Here is a 20,264-nt window from a genome sequence, read left to right as displayed (position 1 = left end):
TCTGCCCTCTTGTACTTGCAAGTCAATGGTTTTGTCTTATGTGTTCGTGTTTTCTTCATACTAAAAACAGTTTTATGTAACCCAATGAACAACAAAAATCCCTTTTTGGGCTAGGGAACTGAAAAAAACAGGTTTTTTATTGCAATCTAATTGAGGTTGCACATAACTTTGAAGAATTTTAGCAATGAGGAGTCTTTCACAAGAGACACAAACCTCAAAAGGTGTGGTGGTATGAACAAAACTATAGATATTCAAAATATTCCGATACATTACAAAATTACCGGAAGCGGACCTAATTTATTGTTGTTGCATGGGTGGGGGTGTGATCTGGAAATTTTTAAGCCTATCCAAGACCATTTCTCGCAACGCTTTACTACATATAGTATTGACTTTCCTGGCTTTGGCAAAACTCCCAACCCTCCTGAACCCTGGAGCACTGAAGAATACGCTGCTTTGACCGAACAGTTTATTTCTGCCCTCAATATAACAAACCCCATTTTGTTGGGGCATTCTTTTGGGGGGCGGGTGTCTATCCGATTGTCTGCCAAACATGCCAGTATTCAGAAGGTGATTCTGACTGGAGGTGCAGGGCTGAAACCTAAACGCAAGCTTGATTATTATGTCAAGGTATATTCTTATAAAATAATAAAGAATATATTTAAACTTCCCATCCTCAGAAACTATTCTGAGCAAGTACTGGAGAAATATCGGAAAAAATCAGGTTCTAGTGATTACAAAAACGCCTCAGGAGTAATGCGCCAAACATTGGTAAAGGTTGTGAATGAGGATTTGCGCCATTTATTACCAAAAATGCAAGCATCTACCCTACTGGTTTGGGGCGAACACGATACGGCTACTCCTTTGGCACATGCTAAAATTATGGAAAAGGAAATTCCTGACGCAGGCTTGGCAGTACTCAAAAATACAGGACACTACGGCTTTTTAGAGAAGCGGGCAGAATTTCTCATTATTGTTGATCATTTTATTTAAAAAAAACAGCGACAAGGCTCAGTTATTATATATAAGTTATGGAAAAAATTTGGTTCGGGCTCGTTCTTCTTTCTTTAGCAGCCCACGCATTTGCTCAATTAAAAAAAGAGCTGCACATGATGCAACTCAACAGCTACAGAAACAGCCGTTACTGGAGCTGGACTAAGAAAAATTTTAGCCAAAAGTTTGTCTTTAGCATATTACTCATGGCAATAGCTGGAGTGTTGGCTTTGCTCAAAATAGCCTCCATACCTGCTTACCTGGTATGGATATTTGGCGCTGGTTTTGGAGCATACCGATTACTTACCGAAAAGCACAAAAAGAAACTTGCTTTTACTCGCCGCGCTAAAACCTTGTTTTTTACCTCTATAGGGCTATTTGTGGTAGCAAATACAGCCGTTGTATGGTTTGTGCCTGCCCAATTTACCATGTTGACACTTGTTTTGATGGATTTTATGGCATTTGGCTGGCTCATCTTAGCCAACTTTGTGCTTATTCCGGTAGAGCAACGCATTGCCCAATGGTACTATGCCGATGCACGCCGTATCATCAAGTCTATGCCTCAGCTTAAGGTAATTGGTATTACGGGTAGCTACGGAAAAACGAGCGTGAAACACTTTCTCACCCGGATTTTGTCTGAAAAATACAATGTAGTCATGACCCCAGGCAGTTACAATACACCTATGGGGGTAACCATTACTATTCGTAACCACATCAAGCCTATTCATGAGATTTTTGTATGTGAAATGGGTGCCAAACAAATAGGTGATATTAAGGAGTTATGTAACCTTGCCCATCCGCAAATTGGAATACTAACGGCAGTAGCTGACCAACACCTTGACACGTTTGGCTCGATTGAAAACATTCAAAAAGGCAAGTTTGAACTCATTGATGCCTTGCCTAAAGATGGGGTAGGTTACCTTAACTTTGACTATGAATATGTAAAGAATCATTCCCCCATTGCCCATGTAGAAAATCACGCGTACAGTCTACACCAACCCGACGCTGACTACCAGGCACGTGACCTTCAATACACCGCAAAGGGCATGCAGTTTTCAGTATATCATAAAAATGAAAAAGTGATGGAACTGGAAACCAAACTTATGGGTGAAGCCAACATGTCGAACATTTTGGTTTGTTGTGCAGTGGCGCTTCGCTTTGATGTTCCAATTAAAAATATTCAGTTTGCTGTAAAGAATCTCCAGCCGGTTAAACACCGAATGGAACTTAAGCGCAATCCGGGAGGAATCACTATTCTGGACGATGCCTTTAACTCGAACCCTGCCGGGGCTAAAATGGCGTTAAACGTGCTCAAACAGATTGAAGGTGGACAAAAAGTAATTATTACCCCTGGAATGATTGAACTTGCCGAGAAGGAGTACGAGTTGAATAAGGTATTGGGTGAACAAATTGCGGAACATGTAGACTACGCCATTTTAGTAGGTCCTAAACAAACCCTGCCTATACAAGAGGGGCTTAAAAACAAAAATTACCCTGAAGATCGCCTCTATATTGCCCGCAACCTGACCGATGCTAACCAACATTTGATGAAAATAGCCAAGGCAGGTGATGTGGTTTTGTATGAGAACGATTTGCCAGATACTTATAATGAGTAAAAGAAGTACCTAAAAATCACTCTTGAAACATAGGGTCGTTTTGCAGGGCAATCACTACTTGCTTAAGAATGCTGGAAAAACTACGAATCAACAAAGGGATACGCTCACTTTGAGGGTACTCCTTTGCCAAAGTTTCTATTTCTCTTACTACTTTGCCCAAATCTTTTACATCGAGAATATCAATAGAGCTTTTTACCTTGTGTGCCAGTTTGCCTACAGTTTGAATATCGCTGGAAACCAACGCTTGTTGCATGTCTTGCACCAGCGCTGGGGTATCGTTTACAAACATTTCTAACATTTTTTTGATGTGGGTTTTATTGCCACTCATCATTTTATCAAGTTTGCTTAAACTGTAGAGCTGGATAAGCTCCTCATTTGGCTTATTTACTACGGGCTCCTGGACAAGTGTTTTGGTAGGTAAATTGAGGTTAAGCAATATTTTTTCCTGCAAATCTTTTTGGGCAAATGGCTTGGGTAAATAGTCGTTCATTCCCACCTCTATGCACCTCTGTCGATCGCCCTTGATGGCATTGGCAGTAAGCGCAATAATAGGCACTGTAGACCTTAATTGCTGACGAATAATACGGGTGGCTTCCAGTCCATCCATAATGGGCATTTGCATATCCATCAAAATCAAGTCGTACTTATTTTCGCTAAATTTTTCAATGGCTTGTTTGCCATCTTCGGCTACCTCCACTATCACTCCCCACTCTTCCAGAATAGTAGTTGCCAAAAACTGGTTCATTTGGTTGTCTTCTGCCAGTAACACTTTTTTTCCCTGTAAGATTTTTTCTCCTTCCTGGGTTACCTCATGTACTGGGGCAATGGCATCCAGGGTTTCTTTTTTGAAAGTAAGCGTAAACGAGAACGTAGTACCTTTGCTGTATTCGCTTGTTACCGTGAGTTTGCCCCCAAACAACTCTACCAGCTGTCTGCCTATGGCGAGTCCTAAACCCGAACCACCAAATTTGCGGGTAATGCTGGCATCTTCTTGAGTAAAACTCTCAAAAACAGCTTCTATATTTTCGGCTTTGATTCCTCGCCCGGTATCGCTTACCTCAAAACAAACGGTTTGAGTATCAGGGTTGGCTTCTACCAAAGATGTACTGATGATTACTTTACCCACATCGGTAAATTTAATGGCATTGTTGAGCAAGTTGAGCAATATTTGGTGCAGTCGTACCGAGTCGCCCAATACAATGGGGTGCATGTTGTCATCTATGTTGGCATACAAACCAATGCCTTTTTCTTCGGCTTTGTAACCAAGGGTAAATACTAAATGACGAATAAGTTTACAAAGGTCAAAGCCTACATTTTCGAGCTCCAGTTTACCAGCCTCAATTTTCGATATATCTAAAATATCATTGATAATCACCAAGAGGTTATCTGCCGAAGTACCTATGGCGTCTAAATACCTTTGCTGTCTTTCTTCCAAAGAAGTTTTACTCAACAACCGTTGCATGCCAATAATGGCGTTAAGCGGAGTACGTATCTCGTGGCTCATGTTGGCAAGAAACCGCTCTTTTGCCAAGGATGATTCTTCAGCTTTTTTGCGTGCCTGGATCAACACCTTTTGCGCCTTTTTTTTGTTGCTTACGTCACGGTACTGCCACAAGTGCCCCAAGTACTCTTCATTGCTAAATACAGGAATATAGTCACGTTCGTACACCCTGCCATCTACCAGTTCGAGCTCTTCACCTAATACAATATTTCTGGCGGTGAGTATGTCATTGATCACCGAAATAAAGGTATCGGAGTTTGTAAAGAACCCTTTGCTCAACTCGGCAAAAGGAGCACAATCAAGTCCCTTGAGTTCTTCGGGAGGCACGGGCACATCAAACATATCGCAAAACACTGGATTGGCAAGTGCTACTTTGCGTTGAGCATCTTCTAACAGTATACCTGCTTGCATGTTTTGTAACAAAGCTTTCAGCCGTGATGAGGTAAGCTGAAGTTCATTTTCAGCTTTGAGTTTTTCGGTGACATCCTGAATAAGTACCAAACGAGCAGCTTGATTATTATACAGAATATCGCGTCCTGATATGTCTACGTTTATGAGAGTGCCATCTTTAAGGCAATGCCTGCTTCGAGTCACATCTTTAGCTTGGTTCAGGTTTGCCTCTAGGCATGGAATGTCTTCTGCCCAACACAAATCTCTAAGACTCATTTGAGCAAAGTCTTCTTTGGTGTAGCCATACTTCTCTACCATAGTGTCGTTTACAGCAAGTATTTGTAAGTTGTCGGTAGCAAAAATCAGCATTGGGTGCGGGTTTTTGTTAAACAACAAACGGTGATCTTGCTCTGATTTTTTTAGGCGAGCTTCAGCATTTTTTTGGTGTGTAATATCAGTTACCAAAGCCATAATCCCTATCATTTCGTTGGCATCGTTATAATAAGGAGTGGCATTGACGAGCGATTGCCAACAGGTACCATCTTTTCGTACTTGTTCTATTTCATATTTATCAGATCGCCCCTCACGTCTGCCCTGAAGTTTTTCGTTCAGCAGCACTTGCTTGTCTTCGGCTATAAACAATTCATACGTTTTTCGGTGCAACATTTCTGACAGTTTATAGCCAGACAGTTCCTCCATACGTGGATTGGCAAATATAATATCAGACTCAGGGGTGGTAATAATTAAGCCATCCTGAAGCTTTTCTACCATTGTTCTATAGAGCATGTCTTTTTCATGAAGTTGTTTCTCCATTTTCAAACGGCTCTTTGCCTCATAAATAGAGCGTTGGTGCGATAAACACCCCTCAAGCGATACAGTAAATTTATCAATCACAGCCTTGAGTTTATTCAGTTCTGTAGTTGATAGGGCTTTTTGCCAACGAGCAGAGTAGAGCTTCATAAAACCGATGTTGCCCAGCTGATAAATAGCATAGGCACCTTTTACAATGTTATTTTCCTGAATACAATCGGTAAACTCTTTGTCAGTAACGTGGTAAGAGAAATAGGGTAATTGGGTAGTTTTGACGGGCAAAAAATGGTCAGCGCTCAACTCTTCCTGCCCATTTTTGGACACAGGTAAAGCAAATACAGTCATTAGGTTATGCCCATCTGCTTGCTGTGGCTTAATCAATGACTTTTTTAACCATACTGACGCAAAATCGAGGTTTTTACGCGACAGCAAGGTAGTTAAAAAATGTTCGCAATTTTCATATAAATTTAAAGATGAACCTATTGAGAGTGATAGTTCATACAAAGTGGTTATATCGTCCAGCACGTCATTTTTTTGAATCATTGTATTATATTGGGTACGATTTATTTTTTAGCAGTTGTTGTATTAATATTGCCTGATGATGTATAGCAGTAGTAAAAAGTCTTGGGTATCGGTGCAATTAACCATAAGCTACAAGTGGACTTAAGCTACTCATAATAACCGAATTATATATAGCAAAGGTGTTAATTACAAACGTTTGGGAATTATGAACTGACCGCAGGGAGCTCTGCCTTGGCTAATTACGAGCGTTAAGCACCGCGTAAGATAATTCATAATTAGCTTACACAAAACTTCCTACGGTTGGTATGACTCATTACTTATTTAATGATCCGTTATCATAACAAATCCATCGATTTTAAGTATGCAAAGCACCTACCACAATTGTTTTATTAAAAAACTCAATATACCCATCTCCATAAGACGAGATTTCACCCAGGGTGAGTGCACCTAACAATTGTGCAGGGTTGCCCAATCCCTTTTTTACCGCCTGAAGTTCTTTGTCAAAATCATCTTCCAAGAACAATACCCTTGATATACAGTCAAACACCATACACAAGCTTTGCCTGGAGTTATCACAAGCTTCAGCAGCTTCTTTGGCAGCCTTGATTAGGTTTTGTTTGTCGCCTTTCAGTATGGCAAGTGAAGCATTTTGGGGCACTTCGCCTACACATACCAGATCACCTTGGGCATTTACCATAATAGGATCACGTACTACTACTTCTAACCCTTCTTTGGTAATGCCAAATGGGTATCCCTTGGCTATGTCAAAAAACGAGTTTTGTAATAAGCGCTCGCCACTACTTTCTTCTACCACATCTCTATATACCTCAAAGGCGTTTCCCCAATTGAGTTCGCTTATCACGTTGTTGGTAGTATTGGTGGCAAGAAAAGGTTCTACTATTTTTTGCCAACCATGACGAATACCAAGTGAACTTGACGACCGAGTAAACGCAACAATGGCAGCATCCTGAAAAATACCTTCTTGGTTAAATACACAAGGCATTTGTTCCAGTGTCAGTGATCCTGCCCCTCCTCCCATATAATTTACATTATCGCCATATATATCATACAAACGACGCAAAAACGACGCAATATTGGCAGTAAGCCCATCTACCAGCACCAAGGCACTCAATGCATCATTACAAGTAACAATATTGGGCAAAAACCCTATTTCAAAATCAGGTGAATCAAGTTCTTGTACCAATAACAAATCTATGTTGGCGGGTAGTTGCTCCGCAACAAGTCCTCTCTCGTATTTTTTTTCCTGAAAGACAACCCCTGGAAATACGCCCCCAAAAAAAGAAATATGATGAGTGTTTAAAACCTGAATCAATTGTGTAATATCGGGCAAGTCTTGCTCACCAAACATAAGAAGCCAGGTTTTCGATTTATCCTTATCTGACTGTTGAATAATGGGCTGAAGCATTTGTTCGATAGAGGTAGGTGCTATATACATAATTGTAATGATGTTGGTTGTGTTGAAAATAAGTAAAGGTCAATACCACTCCACCTTCTAATACAATGCACAGAAAATAAGCACCTACAAATCAAGCAATTACCACTCAACCACTGACACTCTTATCCCATAATGAGACAAAAATTTCCCAAGATGGGATCATCCTACACCAACTTCCCCATTCTTAATCATACGATAAATGGTAGATTTGCCAATATCCAGTTTTTGAGCAACCAACAAAACATTATTATCGTATTTTTGCAAAAAATACCTCAGAATCATTTGATTATACTCCCTCAGGGTGGTTTCGTTGAGCAAAAAATCGGCCGTATTTCGGGTAGTGTTAAAAGTGATGTCTTCAGGATAAATGGTATCACCGTTTGCCATCACCGCAGCCAGTTCTGCCATTGCCTTGAGCTCTCTTATATTGCCAGGGAAAGGGTATTGCAACAGTTTTTTATTGACTTCAGGCGAAATTTTAAGCGGAGGCATCTTGTTTTCTTTGCAAAATTGTTCTACAAAGTATTTTGCCAATAATATAATATCAGAGCCTCGTTCGCGCAATGGGGGTACTACAATGGGTAAACCTAATAACCTATAATACAGATCTTCTCTAAAATTATTTTGTTGCACTTCTTCCAACAAGTTTTTATGGGTAGCTACTATCAGTCTTACATCTATTTTTACCAACTCATTGCCCCCTACTCTACTCAACTCCCGCTCTTGTAATACCCGTAACAGTTTTGCCTGCATATTCAAGTCCATTTCGCCTATTTCGTCCAAAAACAGGGTGCCCTTATGGGCTTCTTCAAACTTGCCTATTCTACGAGCTACCGCACCAGTAAATGCTCCTTTTTCGTGCCCAAACAGCTCACTTTCTATCAACTCTTTTGGAATAGCCGCTACATTGACAGCAACAAACGATTTTTTCTTTTGATTAGAGTTATAGTGAATGGCTTTTGCCACCAGTTCTTTTCCGGTGCCTGTTTCGCCTGTGATAGATACTGTAATGTTATTGGAAGTGGCTTTTTCCATCAATCTAAATACTCGCTGAATCGCCGGGCTGTTTCCTTTAATTATCTTATCAAAAGTGTACTTTCGTTCCACTTCTTCCCGTAAATCATCAATTTGTTTTTTCAGTGAGATGTGATCTCTGATATGGTGAATTACCTTCCAAAGGTTTTCTTTCGTGTTTTCGTCTTTTACTATATAATCATACGCTCCTTCTTTAAGCAAACTCACTGCTGTAGTAATGTCTTCTTGCCCCGAAACCACCACAACAGGCACATCGGGCAACCTTTCTTTGAGCTGCTTGAGCAGTTTAGGCCCTTTGGTATCAGGCAACGAATAATCGAGGGTAATAATAGAGGGTTTGAGGTGAAGGCTTGCCAATACTTCTTTAGCTGACTTGAACCTAATGACCTCATAATCGGGATTGAGCGATAATGTGTACATCAATATTTTGGCATACCAATCGTCATCTTCTACCACAAAAATCTTAGAGGTTTCCATATTTTCGCATAAAGGTTTAGTTCGTTATAATTTATTATCAAAGGATATTTACAATAGACGTATTATAGCTGATTTGTTTCCATTATCCTAAGCTTATTTTCTTTTCTATTCCCTCCTCTTACTATCAAATCCATTCCATTTTTAGAAAAAAAATCCCAAAAGGATACTATCTCAAAACATAGGCAATATTTTTCATTAATTAAAAGCATAATCACTTACCAGAAGTCAGGTACAAAAGCATAAAAGTTTTCTTCCTCAATTCTGCGCTTTTCTATATTTTATATTCTCAAAACATAAGCAACACTTATGCAAAAGACTAAAGCATTACAAGGTGTTTATGTAGGGTTTAACCAAAACTTTTATCAGAAGGTGAAAAGCGGCAAATTATAACACAAAAGTGAATAGTGCTTATTTGTAACCAAAAGTTAGGAGAAATTTCAGCAAAAGAATTCATAAATATAGAGGTGGCTAATAAAGTGCAAAATAATTTTAAACTTATATATAACTTACTTTAATACCCATATAAGAATATCTACGAAAATCACATAGCCTCGTATTTCTCACAAAAAACAGCCTATTTATTAGCGATTGTCAATATAAAGTTTAGGTTGTCGCCCTGACAAACCATCAAGGGCAGTATCCTACACCCTGTATCCAAGGTATGAAACCTCTGGCTTACAGATAAATTATAAGTATACACTCTACTAATGTTTTTATCAAAATACTATTAATATATATGCAACAGATTACTAAAACTTATGACAAAATTCAGATTTACTGGTGGTATTTCTGGGAATATTTACGCTACATAGATTTCAGATCTATAAGCAATGCTCTAAGGTATGTAATATCAAAAAAAAGCAATTCAACCGATCGTCTCATTTATTCACGTATGGGGGTTTTTCTTTGCCGCAAAGACACCACTGATTTCATGTATGCCAACTATAACTATGAAAGAAAGGTGAAAAAATTTATCCAAAAAAACCTGAGTAAATACGATACTTTTTTGGATGTAGGTGCCTGCATTGGCGATTACTCTATTTGGTTGGCAAATAATGGGTACAAGTGTTTAACGTTTGAACCAGTTCCGACAAACTTTGAAGTGTTGCAACAAAATATTAAAATTAATCACCTCACTGAGCGTATTCACTCTTACCCCTGGGGGTTGGGCTCAAAAAAAGAAGAAGTAAGCTTTGAAGTAAGACCACATAACAAAGGAGCAAGCAAAGTTATTAGAAACAACCATATTCCCGAAACAAGTCAGACCAACAATGGGCAAATTCAACAGTTTGACTCTATTATAAATCAGTTGCCTCTGACATACAATGACAAAGTGATAGTAAAACTAGATGTAGAAGGAATGGAAAGTGAAGTGCTCAAAGGCGCCTCCGAGTTTATAAAAAACTGCCCCCACCTCATGCTTATCATGGAAACCTGTATTTCCGATCAACAAGCACTCAAACAACTGCTTGCGCAATGGGGAGAATTTAAATATACCAAGATTGACACACATAATTTTGCTGCTATCAAGCAAGTCTAAATTGCTCTTATCAATAAAGATCTACACCGTAAGTCCAAAAAAACTTTTAGGCTTACGGTATTTTTATACCCATCTGCTTACTAAACTTACTATATAAATCTCCTACCCTCCTACTTACTTTTTGCCGTTTCCTTATATAATTTAATCAAACAATTGTAAAGTACTAACTCAAACAAAATTGTACTACACAAATATATTCTTTACGAAAGAAATTAGATTCTTTCTTACATGCATTTATATGTTCTAAAAATATTTATATAATTTTACGCTTACAAGTAATCCTTCAAATAGGTACATTAGTCTAAAAAATAGCTACACTCACCTAAAAGGTCTTACTTATAACATAAAAAAGCCGTAACTATGCGGAAGTATTTTTTTACAGAATATTAACAAATAGAAAACTAACACATTTTGAGCATCAAAAATTTAAAAGTGAAACAAAACAAGTTGAGGTGATTTACTCACTGTCTAATGATCTCTTAAGAGGTTAGATACTTTTGTTTTTTTGATGTGCAAAAAATAATTTAACTATGATGCATATTTTGCTCAATATTTGCTAAACAGGCTGAGCAACTTTAAACACAAATACATAATGAAAATTATTCAGGCAAACACACAAAGAAAAAATCTTTCTCATCATTACAATACTACCCAAAGTAGCTTATGGTCCTAAAGAATAAAATCACATTTATTCTTTTTATCCAAAATCCTTTGGTTACCTATTGATAAATAATTGCATATAATCATGCAATATTTTGGGACATCTTTCAGTTAAAAAACCCAAAAGCAACTTATATATTTAATAATCAGGCTCTTATCACAATAACACAAATTTAGAATTATACAATTCTATACCACTAATTCTACTTTTTAAAACCACAGAGCCACCAATCCTTTAGTAAAATAAAGGAGCTGATTATAATATCTTTTTAAAACATTAAAACAAAAAAGTACAATTTAATTAATGCTATTATTTAACTAATTCCTAACACAGTTTACTTAACAGAAATTGTGAGTCTATTACCCTGTTAATCATTAAATTGTAATTATTTCATTGTTTATAACTATTTGATTTACAAATGTTTGCTATTAATTTTTCTTGCAAAAGGTCTAAAATATCCGGGTCTGAATTAAGGGTTCGCTGTATGGTAATGAACCCTTTTTTGTTAAAACCCTTCATTTGTTTTCTGATCCATTTCACCAGTTTTTGTGCGTGCAAGGCTACATAAGAAAATCGGTATAACTTGAATTCAAAACCTTTTTTGTCTTTTGTTCTGGCTTCCCCAATTTGGAGCACATGTTTGAGTAATTTGAAAAACTGTTCAATATAAGTTCTCTGAAACCAGTGTCTTCGCAAGGTTTTGGCGAAAATATGTTTACTTGTGCTATAAATAACACTTACTTTCTTTGATCCATTGAGCCGAAAAAACAGCAAAGTTACAGCTTGTTTCTTGCTACAATAATAGGCACTTATTCTCCTTTTAAAAGTGGTTTTATCTTCCTCAGGAAGCATTTTTTGACTCGCTTGATGAGCTTGCTCTGCTGGGATAAATTCTTTCTCAATCCAATCAGAGAGCTTTACCTTTTGACCCTCTATTACCACATAATGAGATTTTTTGGTTACACTGATGTAACAAAGTCCATTTTGGGCACAACTTTCTGCCAAAGCCTCATTACTATATCCATTGTCACAACTCAGGTGAAGTGTAGGAAAATCATACCCAGTTCTAGTCAGCTTTTTGCGATATTCTCCCCAGCGCCTCACAAGCTTTTGAGCTACTTTTGCTGGTTTCTGATAAGCGTTGGAGGTTTTCTTCTTGATAAAATCAAAGAAAAGTGGGTAAAATACCCCATCAATGCTCACCCCAAGGGTCAACACCCGAAAACCATACACACTTGTACCAAACTGACCACTAAAAAATTTCCCGTAGCACTCCTCAAAATCTTTCAAATGATTCTGAGAAGATAGCCAACACCGAAACACGCTATCATCCAACACAACAGTGACCGTTGTTTTTGACCAACAACTTGAATCTTTTTCACTCATTTCTTGGAGTACCTGACCCAACTGAGCCGAAAAAACCTCTTCAAATAGCTTCCGAATGGTGCTAATAGATAAATTAGAAGCCAACTTTTGATAGCTGATTTGAGCAGAATTGCTCACAACCCCATGCTTCACTAAGATACTGTTCAAAGTAGGTAAACCTACCAATTGACCCAAATAAAAAACCTGCAGAAGCTTTTCTAGTTTAGTGCATTCCTCTAAACTCAAACACGATTTATCAAATGTTTCCGAAATGGTAGTAAATATGTTGACCTCCTCACAAAAATGACCACGAAAATATTTTTTTACTAAAGAGGATAGTTCTTTACGAAAGTTTTTTTAAAATGTATATTCATTGTAAAAGCTATTATGATGTTTTAGGAGATATAATAATAACCTTTTGCAATGAATTATGGGTATAATTAATTGGAATTCAATTTTTTATACCCTTTTTAATTTCTACAAATTAAAAATATAAGTTTTATGAGTACCAAGCTAACCCTGGCCCTTATAGAGGACAATGCTATCATGCGCTACATGCTAGAGTCCTACCTAAACGAACACTTCGAAGTTTCTGAGTTCAACAACGGACTTGCGTTTTTTGAATGGATGGAAGAAACGGGAGTACCAGATATAATTGTTACGGACATTAAGATGCCCGAAATGGATGGTTTTGAACTAATCAACCTCCTGAAAAAGAGCAAATTATATCAGAATATTCCTGTTGTAATGCTTTCAGGTTTGAGCGATAGTAACGCTCGGATCAAATGCCTGCAGTTAGGTGCGGAAGACTACCTCACCAAGCCTTTCAACCCTGCAGAATTACTCATCAAAGTTCAAAAAATCGTAAAAAAAAACAACTCAGTTAATGAAAACTTCAACCCTACTTTATATCAATCCAAATAAGCAAGAAACTTTTGCATTTCAAGCTAACCTGGGACAAGACTACAAAATTGTTCATTTCAAAGATTTAGATAGTCTGCACCGCTCATCAAGCCGCGTTATTCGCGAAGCTGATGTTTGCATTTGTGCTGTACACGAATCTATCATTGAGTTTACTGGCTTTTTAAGCAAAATCAGACGTGAATACAGCAAACAACAGCTGCCGGTATTGTTTATTTACCCTGAGTATTTAAGCGACTCACCTTTGTTTCAACATGTACCTACCGGGGTAAACGATATTTTGTCAGATGAACTGAGCTATAAAATGCTCAAGCTACGCATCAACAGTTTGCTTAAGAAAAAAAGTTACAATGATTTGAATGCTCAGCCCAAAGCGTCGACAAAAAAACACGTTAATTTTTTCAAAAGAGCTTTTGATATTGTAGCCGCAGGCTCAGCCTTGTTACTGTTGTCTCCTATCTTGCTATTAGTGGCCATCATTATCAGACTAGAGTCTAAAGGAAATCCGTTGTATACTTCAAAACGAGTAGGAACTAATTACAAAGTATTTCCTTTGCTCAAGTTTCGCTCTATGTATCAAGATGCTGACCAACGTTTGGAAGAGCTAAAGCACCTCAACCAATACAAAGCACCCGCCAAAAAAGAAAAAGCTAAAACTGAGATGAAAAACTGTGCAGATTGTGTGTTGAAAAAATGTGCTTGTCAGCAACCATTGTGGACAGACGAGGGGGTAGTGTGTGAGAAAGTAAAAAGCGAAGTAGAAGAAAAAGAGGATGAAGCAGTTTTTATGAAACTAGCCAAAGACCCTCGAATTACTAAAGTGGGCGCTTTTATACGAAAAACCAGTATCGATGAAATACCTCAGCTATTCAATGTACTTCGAGGTGACATGTCGCTGGTAGGTAACCGCCCTTTGCCATTGTATGAAGCAGAAAAGCTTACGAAAGATCAGACCATTCAACGTTTTGATGCGCCTGCTGGAATTACAGGCTTGTGGCAAGTAACCAAACGAGGCAAAGCAGATATGTCTACCGAAGAGCGCATAGCCCTTGACAATGAGTATGCACAAAAGCACTCGTTTATGATGGATATGAAGATTATTCTGAAAACGTTCCCTGCTTTGTTGCAATCCGAAAAAGTGTAAAAAAAACCTGTGTTGACACAAAATTTTAAATAAATTATTGGCTATAAACTAAATGTTATAGTGTACTTGTTTAATTTTGTACTCAAAGTAATCATCAATCATTCACACAGGTTCCCAAATTAAGGAATAGTACCAAAATAAATTTACATTTTTAACGTCATCTTTCGCTGACAGAATTCGTTAAAAAAACTTGCCGTAGCGCTGCTATGCCGCGTTTTTTTGCCTCTCCTGCCAACAAAATATTTTGGCGTTACTATAGAACTTTATTTTTACACCATTCCTAAGAGAAAGCCTGCTAACTTCTCTTTACTATTTGAAACAGTAGAAACTAAGGATGCACAAGTATTTATACATCGGATGGGTCTTATTATTGACTTGCTTCAACACCAATGCACAAACAGACACCGCGTGGTCAGCTTTTCGCTTACCACCACTGGCAGCGTTAACTGAAGCAGCAATCAACAGTTCTCCACAGGTAAAATATCAGCAATCAATCATTCTCCGTGACAAAGCCAATATCAAAGAAAGAAAAAAGCGATGGATGAATAAAGTGTTTATGGATGCGGGGTATAGCTACACCAACAACTTTTCGGTCACTAATATTAACTCTAATACGGGCAATGTGGAAACACTTGCCTTGAAAAACGGAGGGAATTACCGCGCCGGCTTTACTCTCAGATTCTCTTTATTTGACTTTTCAGGAGCAAAACATGTCACTCAAGTGGCTATTCAAGAGAAAAATGCTTCAGAAAACCAACTACTTTCTATTGAAAGAGAAATTGTATGGCAAGTAACAGAACTATACAAAAACCTGGAATTAGCCCAAACTTTGCTACATATTAAAAGTGAAAAGATGCAAACACTTGCTTTACAGCGACAAGTAGCCGAGAAAGAGTTTACCCAGGGGCAAATCAAAATAGCTGAGCTAAGCCGAATCATCGAGCTCACCTCCAACGCCCATCAGGAGTTTGAACAAGGAAAAAACAGCTATGAAAAAGCCTACTTAAAGCTGGAACAATTTGTTGGTAAGCCATTAAACAGTTTCTAAATCACAAAAAATGAACTTAATAGACTTTGTTCGTCTAATAGTCCATAATATAAAGCTACTCATTTTTATACCTGTAGCTTTAGCCGCTGGAGTATACTACCTGGTCAAAGACATGCCTAATAAATATGAGGCAGAAACTTTGATTTATACAGGCATAGCCTCAGGCTATAATATTGAGTCTACCGGAAGCTCAAGAATAGATTACTTTAGTGTAAATAATGCCTTTGATAACTTGATCAATGTGATCAAAGCCAAAGAAACTCAAAAAGAAGTTGCCCTGAGTTTACTCACTCAACATTTATTGCTCGACAAACCCACCTCAGGTATTATAGGGGTAAAAGCTTACGACAAACTAAAAAAAATAGTAACCCCTACAGTAAGAAAACAATTGGTAGTTAAAGGTAACTTTAAGGCTACTTATGACAAACTCTACAAGTCTATTGAAACCAACCAACCAGAGTGGCTCAATAAAATACTCAATAGCAACCACCCCTACTACAGTTACCGGGCAATGTCGCGTGTATCGGCCAGGCGCTTAGGTTCAAGCGACATGATTACCATTAAATACGGCACCGATGATGCATTTATCAGTCGGAATACGTTGATTTTTGTTGTCGAAAAATTTATCAAACGTTATAAATTTCTAAAAAAATCGGAGACAGGAGATGTGGTCGCTTACTTTGAGGCACAACTCAATAAAGCAAAAGCTAAATTAAATGGGGTAGAAAACCGCTTAAAAATATTCCGTGAAAACGGTAAAATATTAAATTACTACGAACAAACTAAATCTATAGCCGGGCAAAAAAGTGATATTACAGATGCTTACAAAAAAGAAGTAGGAAACCTGGAAGCATCCAGAGCAGTATTAAAAGAATTGGAAAAAAAGCTCAATATCAACAAAGAGTTTTTTGCCAAAAATGATGAAATTCTTATCAAAAAGAAACGCCTATCGAACCTGATTGTGGCATTGGCGCTGCAAAAAACCCGCAAACCTGCCGAAAATGATCCTACTGTTGACCAAAACCAAACAGCGCTGAAGCAAGAAATAGAAGCCTTAAAAAAGGACTTGCAAAAAGAGGTGCTCAATATGTACAATTATCAGTACTCTACAGGAGGGGGTATTGCCGTTAAAACTTTGCTAAACGAATGGCTCGCCAACCTTATTTTGGTAGAACAGGCAAAAGCAAGGGTAAAGATTTTTGAGGATCGTATCAAAGATATAGACAAAGAGTATGATCGTTTTGCTCCACTAGGATCCAGGCTCAAAAAACTGGAACGGGAAGTAGGTGTAGAAGAACGCGCATATATTGAAATTTTGCACGGATTAAATCAAGCGTTGATTCGCCAACAAAATATTGAGCTGTCGTCGAACCTGGAGGTCGTAGATAAGCCAAGTGTGTCAAAAAAACCCAATAAAAAAGTATTACTCATTATTTTAGGGTTTATGGTGGGTGCCATTGGGTCTTTGGCATTTGTAATAGCCACCGAGCTACTGGATACCACCCTGAAGAGCCCAGCAAGGGCAATGAAAGCAGTAGGTTTGCCATTTGCGGGAGCCATACCTGTGACCAAAAAGAAGAAAGTCAAAGAAAATCAAAAAATAATCAGGAAGGCTTTGATCAATCAGATTACCAATAAAATACTGATTGAGTTGAAAGATGTTCCCCAGCCAATTATTACAATCACGAGTACTCAAACCAGAGAAGGTAAGTCTTATTTGTCAGAAGAGATCGTAGATAACTTGCGTTCTTCGGGCAAGAAAGTACTACAGATAAACCCCGCCAACAGCAGTAACAACCAACAGTATAAAAGCGATTATGAATATATGGTCAATCCTGACTTGCCCGAAAAACAAACGCTTGAAGAGTTGGTAGACATATCGCTCGAAGAGGTAGAGTTTGACTATATACTGCTAGAGCTTCCTGGATTTGTAAAAGGAATGCTACCGCTAAAAATGCTGAAACAGGCAAATTTAAACGTGTTGATTGTAAGGGCTAACCGATCTTGGAAAAAATCTGATAAATATTTGTCTGACACTTACTTGTCGCAAGACGATGTCAAACACTTGATGATATTGAATGGGGTAAAGCCACATTACATTGAAGAGTTAGTAGGGGATTATGGGCAGTCGCCTTATTCGTTGCGTGCGTGGGTAAAACGAGCTTTTCGCCTTGAATTTAAATCTAAAAAGAAAATAAATTAACCCAAGAATACAACTCATACGCAATCCATAAAACATACAGCAAGATGATTCGAGGAAAAAATATCGTTTGTTTGGCAATGTCTCCCTGGGAAGGCGATTACATGAAAGCCAGCGTACAAATTATGTCGGTACTGGCACGTCATAACCGGGTAATCTACGTTGAGTATCAGTTTACTTATAAAGACATCATCACGGGTATGTTGCGTGGTAACAGTATTCCTGTCAAACGGATTTTGGGCATCAACAAACGATTGCGTACCATAAAGCTCGAAGATAATACTGAAATAAACGTTTTAACTGCTCCCCCTATCTACCCTGTAAACTGGTTGCCTTCTGGCAAAATTCATCATTTTTTTGTTAAGCGTAACGCACGTATCCTCAGAAAAGCTATTCAAAGGGCAGTGAGTTCGCGCGATATGCACAGCCCTATTGTCGTCAATGCTTTTAACCCTACCTACGGTTTGCCTTTAGTGGGCAAACTCAACGAAAAACTGTTGTTATACTATTGCTATGACGAAATAAGCCATGCCAAATGGTGTAAAAAACACGGTACAGGCGTAGAAGCCGACTTTGCCGCCAAAGCCGATGCCATCATTACTACCTCGGCACAATTGCAGCAAAACAAGAAAGCTTACAATGATCAATGTTTTTTGGTGAAAAATGGGGTAAACCTGGAATTGTTTCAGCAAGCCTATGCACAAAAACAAGCCGCTGATGCTACTGACAAACCCTTGACAGTGGGATACTTGGGCACTATAGACGATAGACTCGACTACGAACTATTGGCTCACTGTATAGAACAGTTGCCTGATGCCCAGTTTCATTTTGTGGGGCGAGAGATTTACCCACAAGGCAAAGATCGTTTGAAAAACTACAGTAACGTCACGTTTTTTGGCGCACAATCGCCCGAAAAGCTGGCAGATTATGTAGCAAAGTTCGACATTGGGTTGATTCCTTTTGTAAGCAATGGCTTTACCCAAAGTATTTATCCTCTCAAAATAAATGAGTATCTGGCAGCAGGCTTGCCAGTGGTAATGACCAATTTTGGTCAAGTAGACGACTTTAAGGAAATTGCATCTATCACTAGCCAACCCGATGAGTTTTTGGCTGCCATCAAGCAATTGGCGGCACACATCAAACAACCAGAAGAATTTGCCCAGGCTACCAAAAAACGCCTTACTTTTGCTGCCTCTAATTCGTGGGACAATCGCGCCGAAGAGCTTTCAAAGGTAATCAATCAAATCATTGCACGCAAAAAAACTGAATTTCAGAAGACCTACTAATATGGCAAAACTTTCACACATCAAAGATAACTTATGGGTATTGGGAGGCAATTTGTTCAATGCAGGCATTGGTTTCTTAAGCTTTATGTTTCTTGCCCACATGCTCCCAGTTGATGAGTTTGGTGTGTGGTTGTTGTATGTAGCAGCTTTTACCTTTATGGAAATGGTCAGAGCGGGGTTTATCTACCAGGCATTGGTCAAGTATTTTGCGTCAAACTCCAAGGGTTTAGTTCAAAAAGTAATCACCGGTTCATCGTGGTGGATTGGGCTCATTTCTACGGCCTTGTTTTCGGGGCTTATTGCTTTATCAGGCTGGGCTTTTGCCGAACCCATCGCCAGCAAAAACTTCACCTTGTTTTTTCAATGGTACCCAATTGTGATTTGGGTCACGCTTCCGTCAAATATGGGTTTGTGGATCAGCCATTCGAAGCAACGCTATGTACGCATGGTCATTATTCAATTGTGCATTACGGGGGGGTTTGGCTTGTTTATACTTTTCAACTACCACCGCTCTCTAGACCTTACCACTATTTTGATTGCCCATACTGCAGTGCGGGCCATTGCAGGAATATTTACGCTGATAAGTGGTTGGGATGGCATTCGTTACATTGCGTATGTAAGCAAACGTTATGTGAAAAAACTGGTGTATTTTGGGCAATACAGTTTGTTCTCAATGCTAGGCACCAATCTGCTCAAAAGCACTGACATATTTCTTATTGGTATTTTTATAGGACCAGCTGCGGTAGCTTTGTACCAGTTTCCGCTCAAAATTATAGAGCTGGCCGAAGTACCCCTCCGAAGTTTTGCTACAACGGCTTTTCCAAGAATTGCCAAGTGGACTGAAGAAAAAAAATACGTCATTGCCACTCAGTTTATCCAAAAACAAGTACTGGTATTTATTATGCTTGCTACTCCTTTTTGCCTAATAGGTATGATCTGGGCTGAATTTTTCATGGTGTTAATCGGTAAAGTCAAATATGCTGCCTCTGCGCCCATTTTTCAAATACTATTGATTTATGTGATTTTTTTACCCATTGATCGCTTCATCGGCATTGCTCTTGACAGCCTCAATCGTCCTCAAATCAATACGCTTAAAATAGGTATTATGGTAGCCATCAACATTGTGGGCGATTACCTGGTGCTTAGTGCGGGAGGGTCGTTGGTGATGGTAGCGGGTGTCACCCTTATAAACATTGCTATAGGTATGGGTTTTGGTTGGTATAAAATATACAAAACATTGCCCATTCACGATGTCAGACAATTGAATGCCAAACAATTATTCTCGCTCCGTTGAATTAGTTT

At 38.5% G+C, this 20,264-nt stretch carries 13 protein-coding genes; 9 read left to right on the top strand and 4 right to left on the bottom strand.

All coding sequences use genetic code 11. The features are described 5' to 3' along the window. Positions 1 to 231 precede the first annotated feature (231 nt). Together M23134_RS23890 and M23134_RS23885 are read left to right on the top strand one after the other, a co-directional pair. Positions 232 to 990 (top strand): alpha/beta fold hydrolase, encoded by a 759-nt coding sequence (locus M23134_RS23890; RefSeq protein ID WP_045114211.1) that lies wholly within the window; start codon positions 232 to 234, stop codon positions 988 to 990. A gap of 116 nt (positions 991 to 1,106) precedes the next feature. Then, positions 1,107 to 2,606 (top strand): UDP-N-acetylmuramoyl-tripeptide--D-alanyl-D-alanine ligase, encoded by a 1,500-nt coding sequence (locus M23134_RS23885; protein WP_198145082.1) that lies wholly within the window; start codon positions 1,107 to 1,109, stop codon positions 2,604 to 2,606. Between the two features lie 16 nt (positions 2,607 to 2,622). Here M23134_RS23885 and M23134_RS38800 read toward each other — a convergent pair whose 3' ends face one another. The 3 genes from M23134_RS38800 to M23134_RS23870 all read right to left on the bottom strand — a co-directional run bounded on the left by M23134_RS38800 (position 2,623) and on the right by M23134_RS23870 (position 8,797). Further along, positions 2,623 to 5,850, bottom strand: coding sequence for a PAS domain-containing hybrid sensor histidine kinase/response regulator (locus M23134_RS38800; protein ID WP_002700350.1), 3,228 nt, complete (start codon positions 5,848 to 5,850; stop codon positions 2,623 to 2,625). A gap of 334 nt (positions 5,851 to 6,184) precedes the next feature. After that, positions 6,185 to 7,285 carry an FIST signal transduction protein gene (locus M23134_RS23875; RefSeq protein ID WP_002700349.1) on the bottom strand — a complete coding sequence of 367 codons (1,101 nt, stop codon included), beginning with the start codon at positions 7,283 to 7,285 and terminating at the stop codon, positions 6,185 to 6,187. Between the two features lie 159 nt (positions 7,286 to 7,444). Next, positions 7,445 to 8,797, bottom strand: a complete 1,353-nt coding sequence (locus tag M23134_RS23870) for a sigma-54-dependent transcriptional regulator (protein ID WP_002700347.1) — start codon at positions 8,795 to 8,797, stop codon at positions 7,445 to 7,447. A gap of 736 nt (positions 8,798 to 9,533) precedes the next feature. Between M23134_RS23870 and M23134_RS23865 the strand changes: the two genes are divergently transcribed. Continuing rightward, positions 9,534 to 10,337: an FkbM family methyltransferase gene (locus M23134_RS23865; protein WP_002700344.1), complete on the top strand. Its 804-nt coding sequence runs from the start codon at positions 9,534 to 9,536 to the stop codon at positions 10,335 to 10,337. A 1,051-nt stretch (positions 10,338 to 11,388) separates the two neighbouring features. Here the strand turns inward: M23134_RS23865 and M23134_RS23860 are convergent. Continuing rightward, entirely contained in the window at positions 11,389 to 12,531 is a 1,143-nt protein-coding gene (locus M23134_RS23860) for a hypothetical protein (protein WP_157558275.1), read from the bottom strand. Positions 12,532 to 12,864: 333 nt separating this feature from the next. On the opposite strand from M23134_RS23860, the gene M23134_RS23855 reads away from it, so the two are divergent. The 6 genes from M23134_RS23855 to M23134_RS23830 all read left to right on the top strand — a co-directional run bounded on the left by M23134_RS23855 (position 12,865) and on the right by M23134_RS23830 (position 20,256). Continuing rightward, positions 12,865 to 13,287: a response regulator gene (locus M23134_RS23855; protein WP_002700340.1), complete on the top strand. Its 423-nt coding sequence runs from the start codon at positions 12,865 to 12,867 to the stop codon at positions 13,285 to 13,287. Then, on the top strand, positions 13,250 to 14,428 hold the full coding sequence (locus M23134_RS42635) for a sugar transferase (protein WP_002700338.1): 1,179 nt from the start codon (positions 13,250 to 13,252) through the stop codon (positions 14,426 to 14,428). The genes M23134_RS23855 and M23134_RS42635 overlap by 38 nt, the downstream gene beginning before the upstream one ends. Before the next feature lie 334 nt (positions 14,429 to 14,762). Next, a complete protein-coding gene (locus M23134_RS23845) occupies positions 14,763 to 15,476 on the top strand; it encodes a TolC family protein (protein ID WP_002700336.1) in 714 nt (237 codons plus the stop codon). A 10-nt stretch (positions 15,477 to 15,486) separates the two neighbouring features. Then, positions 15,487 to 17,679 (top strand): GumC family protein, encoded by a 2,193-nt coding sequence (locus M23134_RS23840; RefSeq protein ID WP_045114210.1) that lies wholly within the window; start codon positions 15,487 to 15,489, stop codon positions 17,677 to 17,679. 44 nt (positions 17,680 to 17,723) lie between these two features. Further along, the gene (locus tag M23134_RS23835) at positions 17,724 to 18,962 is read left to right on the top strand and encodes a glycosyltransferase (RefSeq protein ID WP_045114209.1); all 1,239 of its coding nucleotides are present in this window, start codon (positions 17,724 to 17,726) and stop codon (positions 18,960 to 18,962) included. A 1-nt stretch (position 18,963) separates the two neighbouring features. Beyond that, complete coding sequence (locus M23134_RS23830; RefSeq protein ID WP_002700330.1) at positions 18,964 to 20,256, top strand: oligosaccharide flippase family protein; 1,293 nt, start codon at positions 18,964 to 18,966, stop codon at positions 20,254 to 20,256. The last annotated feature ends 8 nt before the right edge of the window (positions 20,257 to 20,264 follow it).

Source organism: Microscilla marina ATCC 23134, assembly GCF_000169175.1.
In the GTDB taxonomy this organism is placed as follows: Bacteria; Bacteroidota; Bacteroidia; order Cytophagales; family Microscillaceae; genus Microscilla; species Microscilla marina.
The sequence above is the reverse complement of the archived record's forward strand: the minus strand, read 5'-3'. Positions and strand labels throughout refer to the sequence as shown.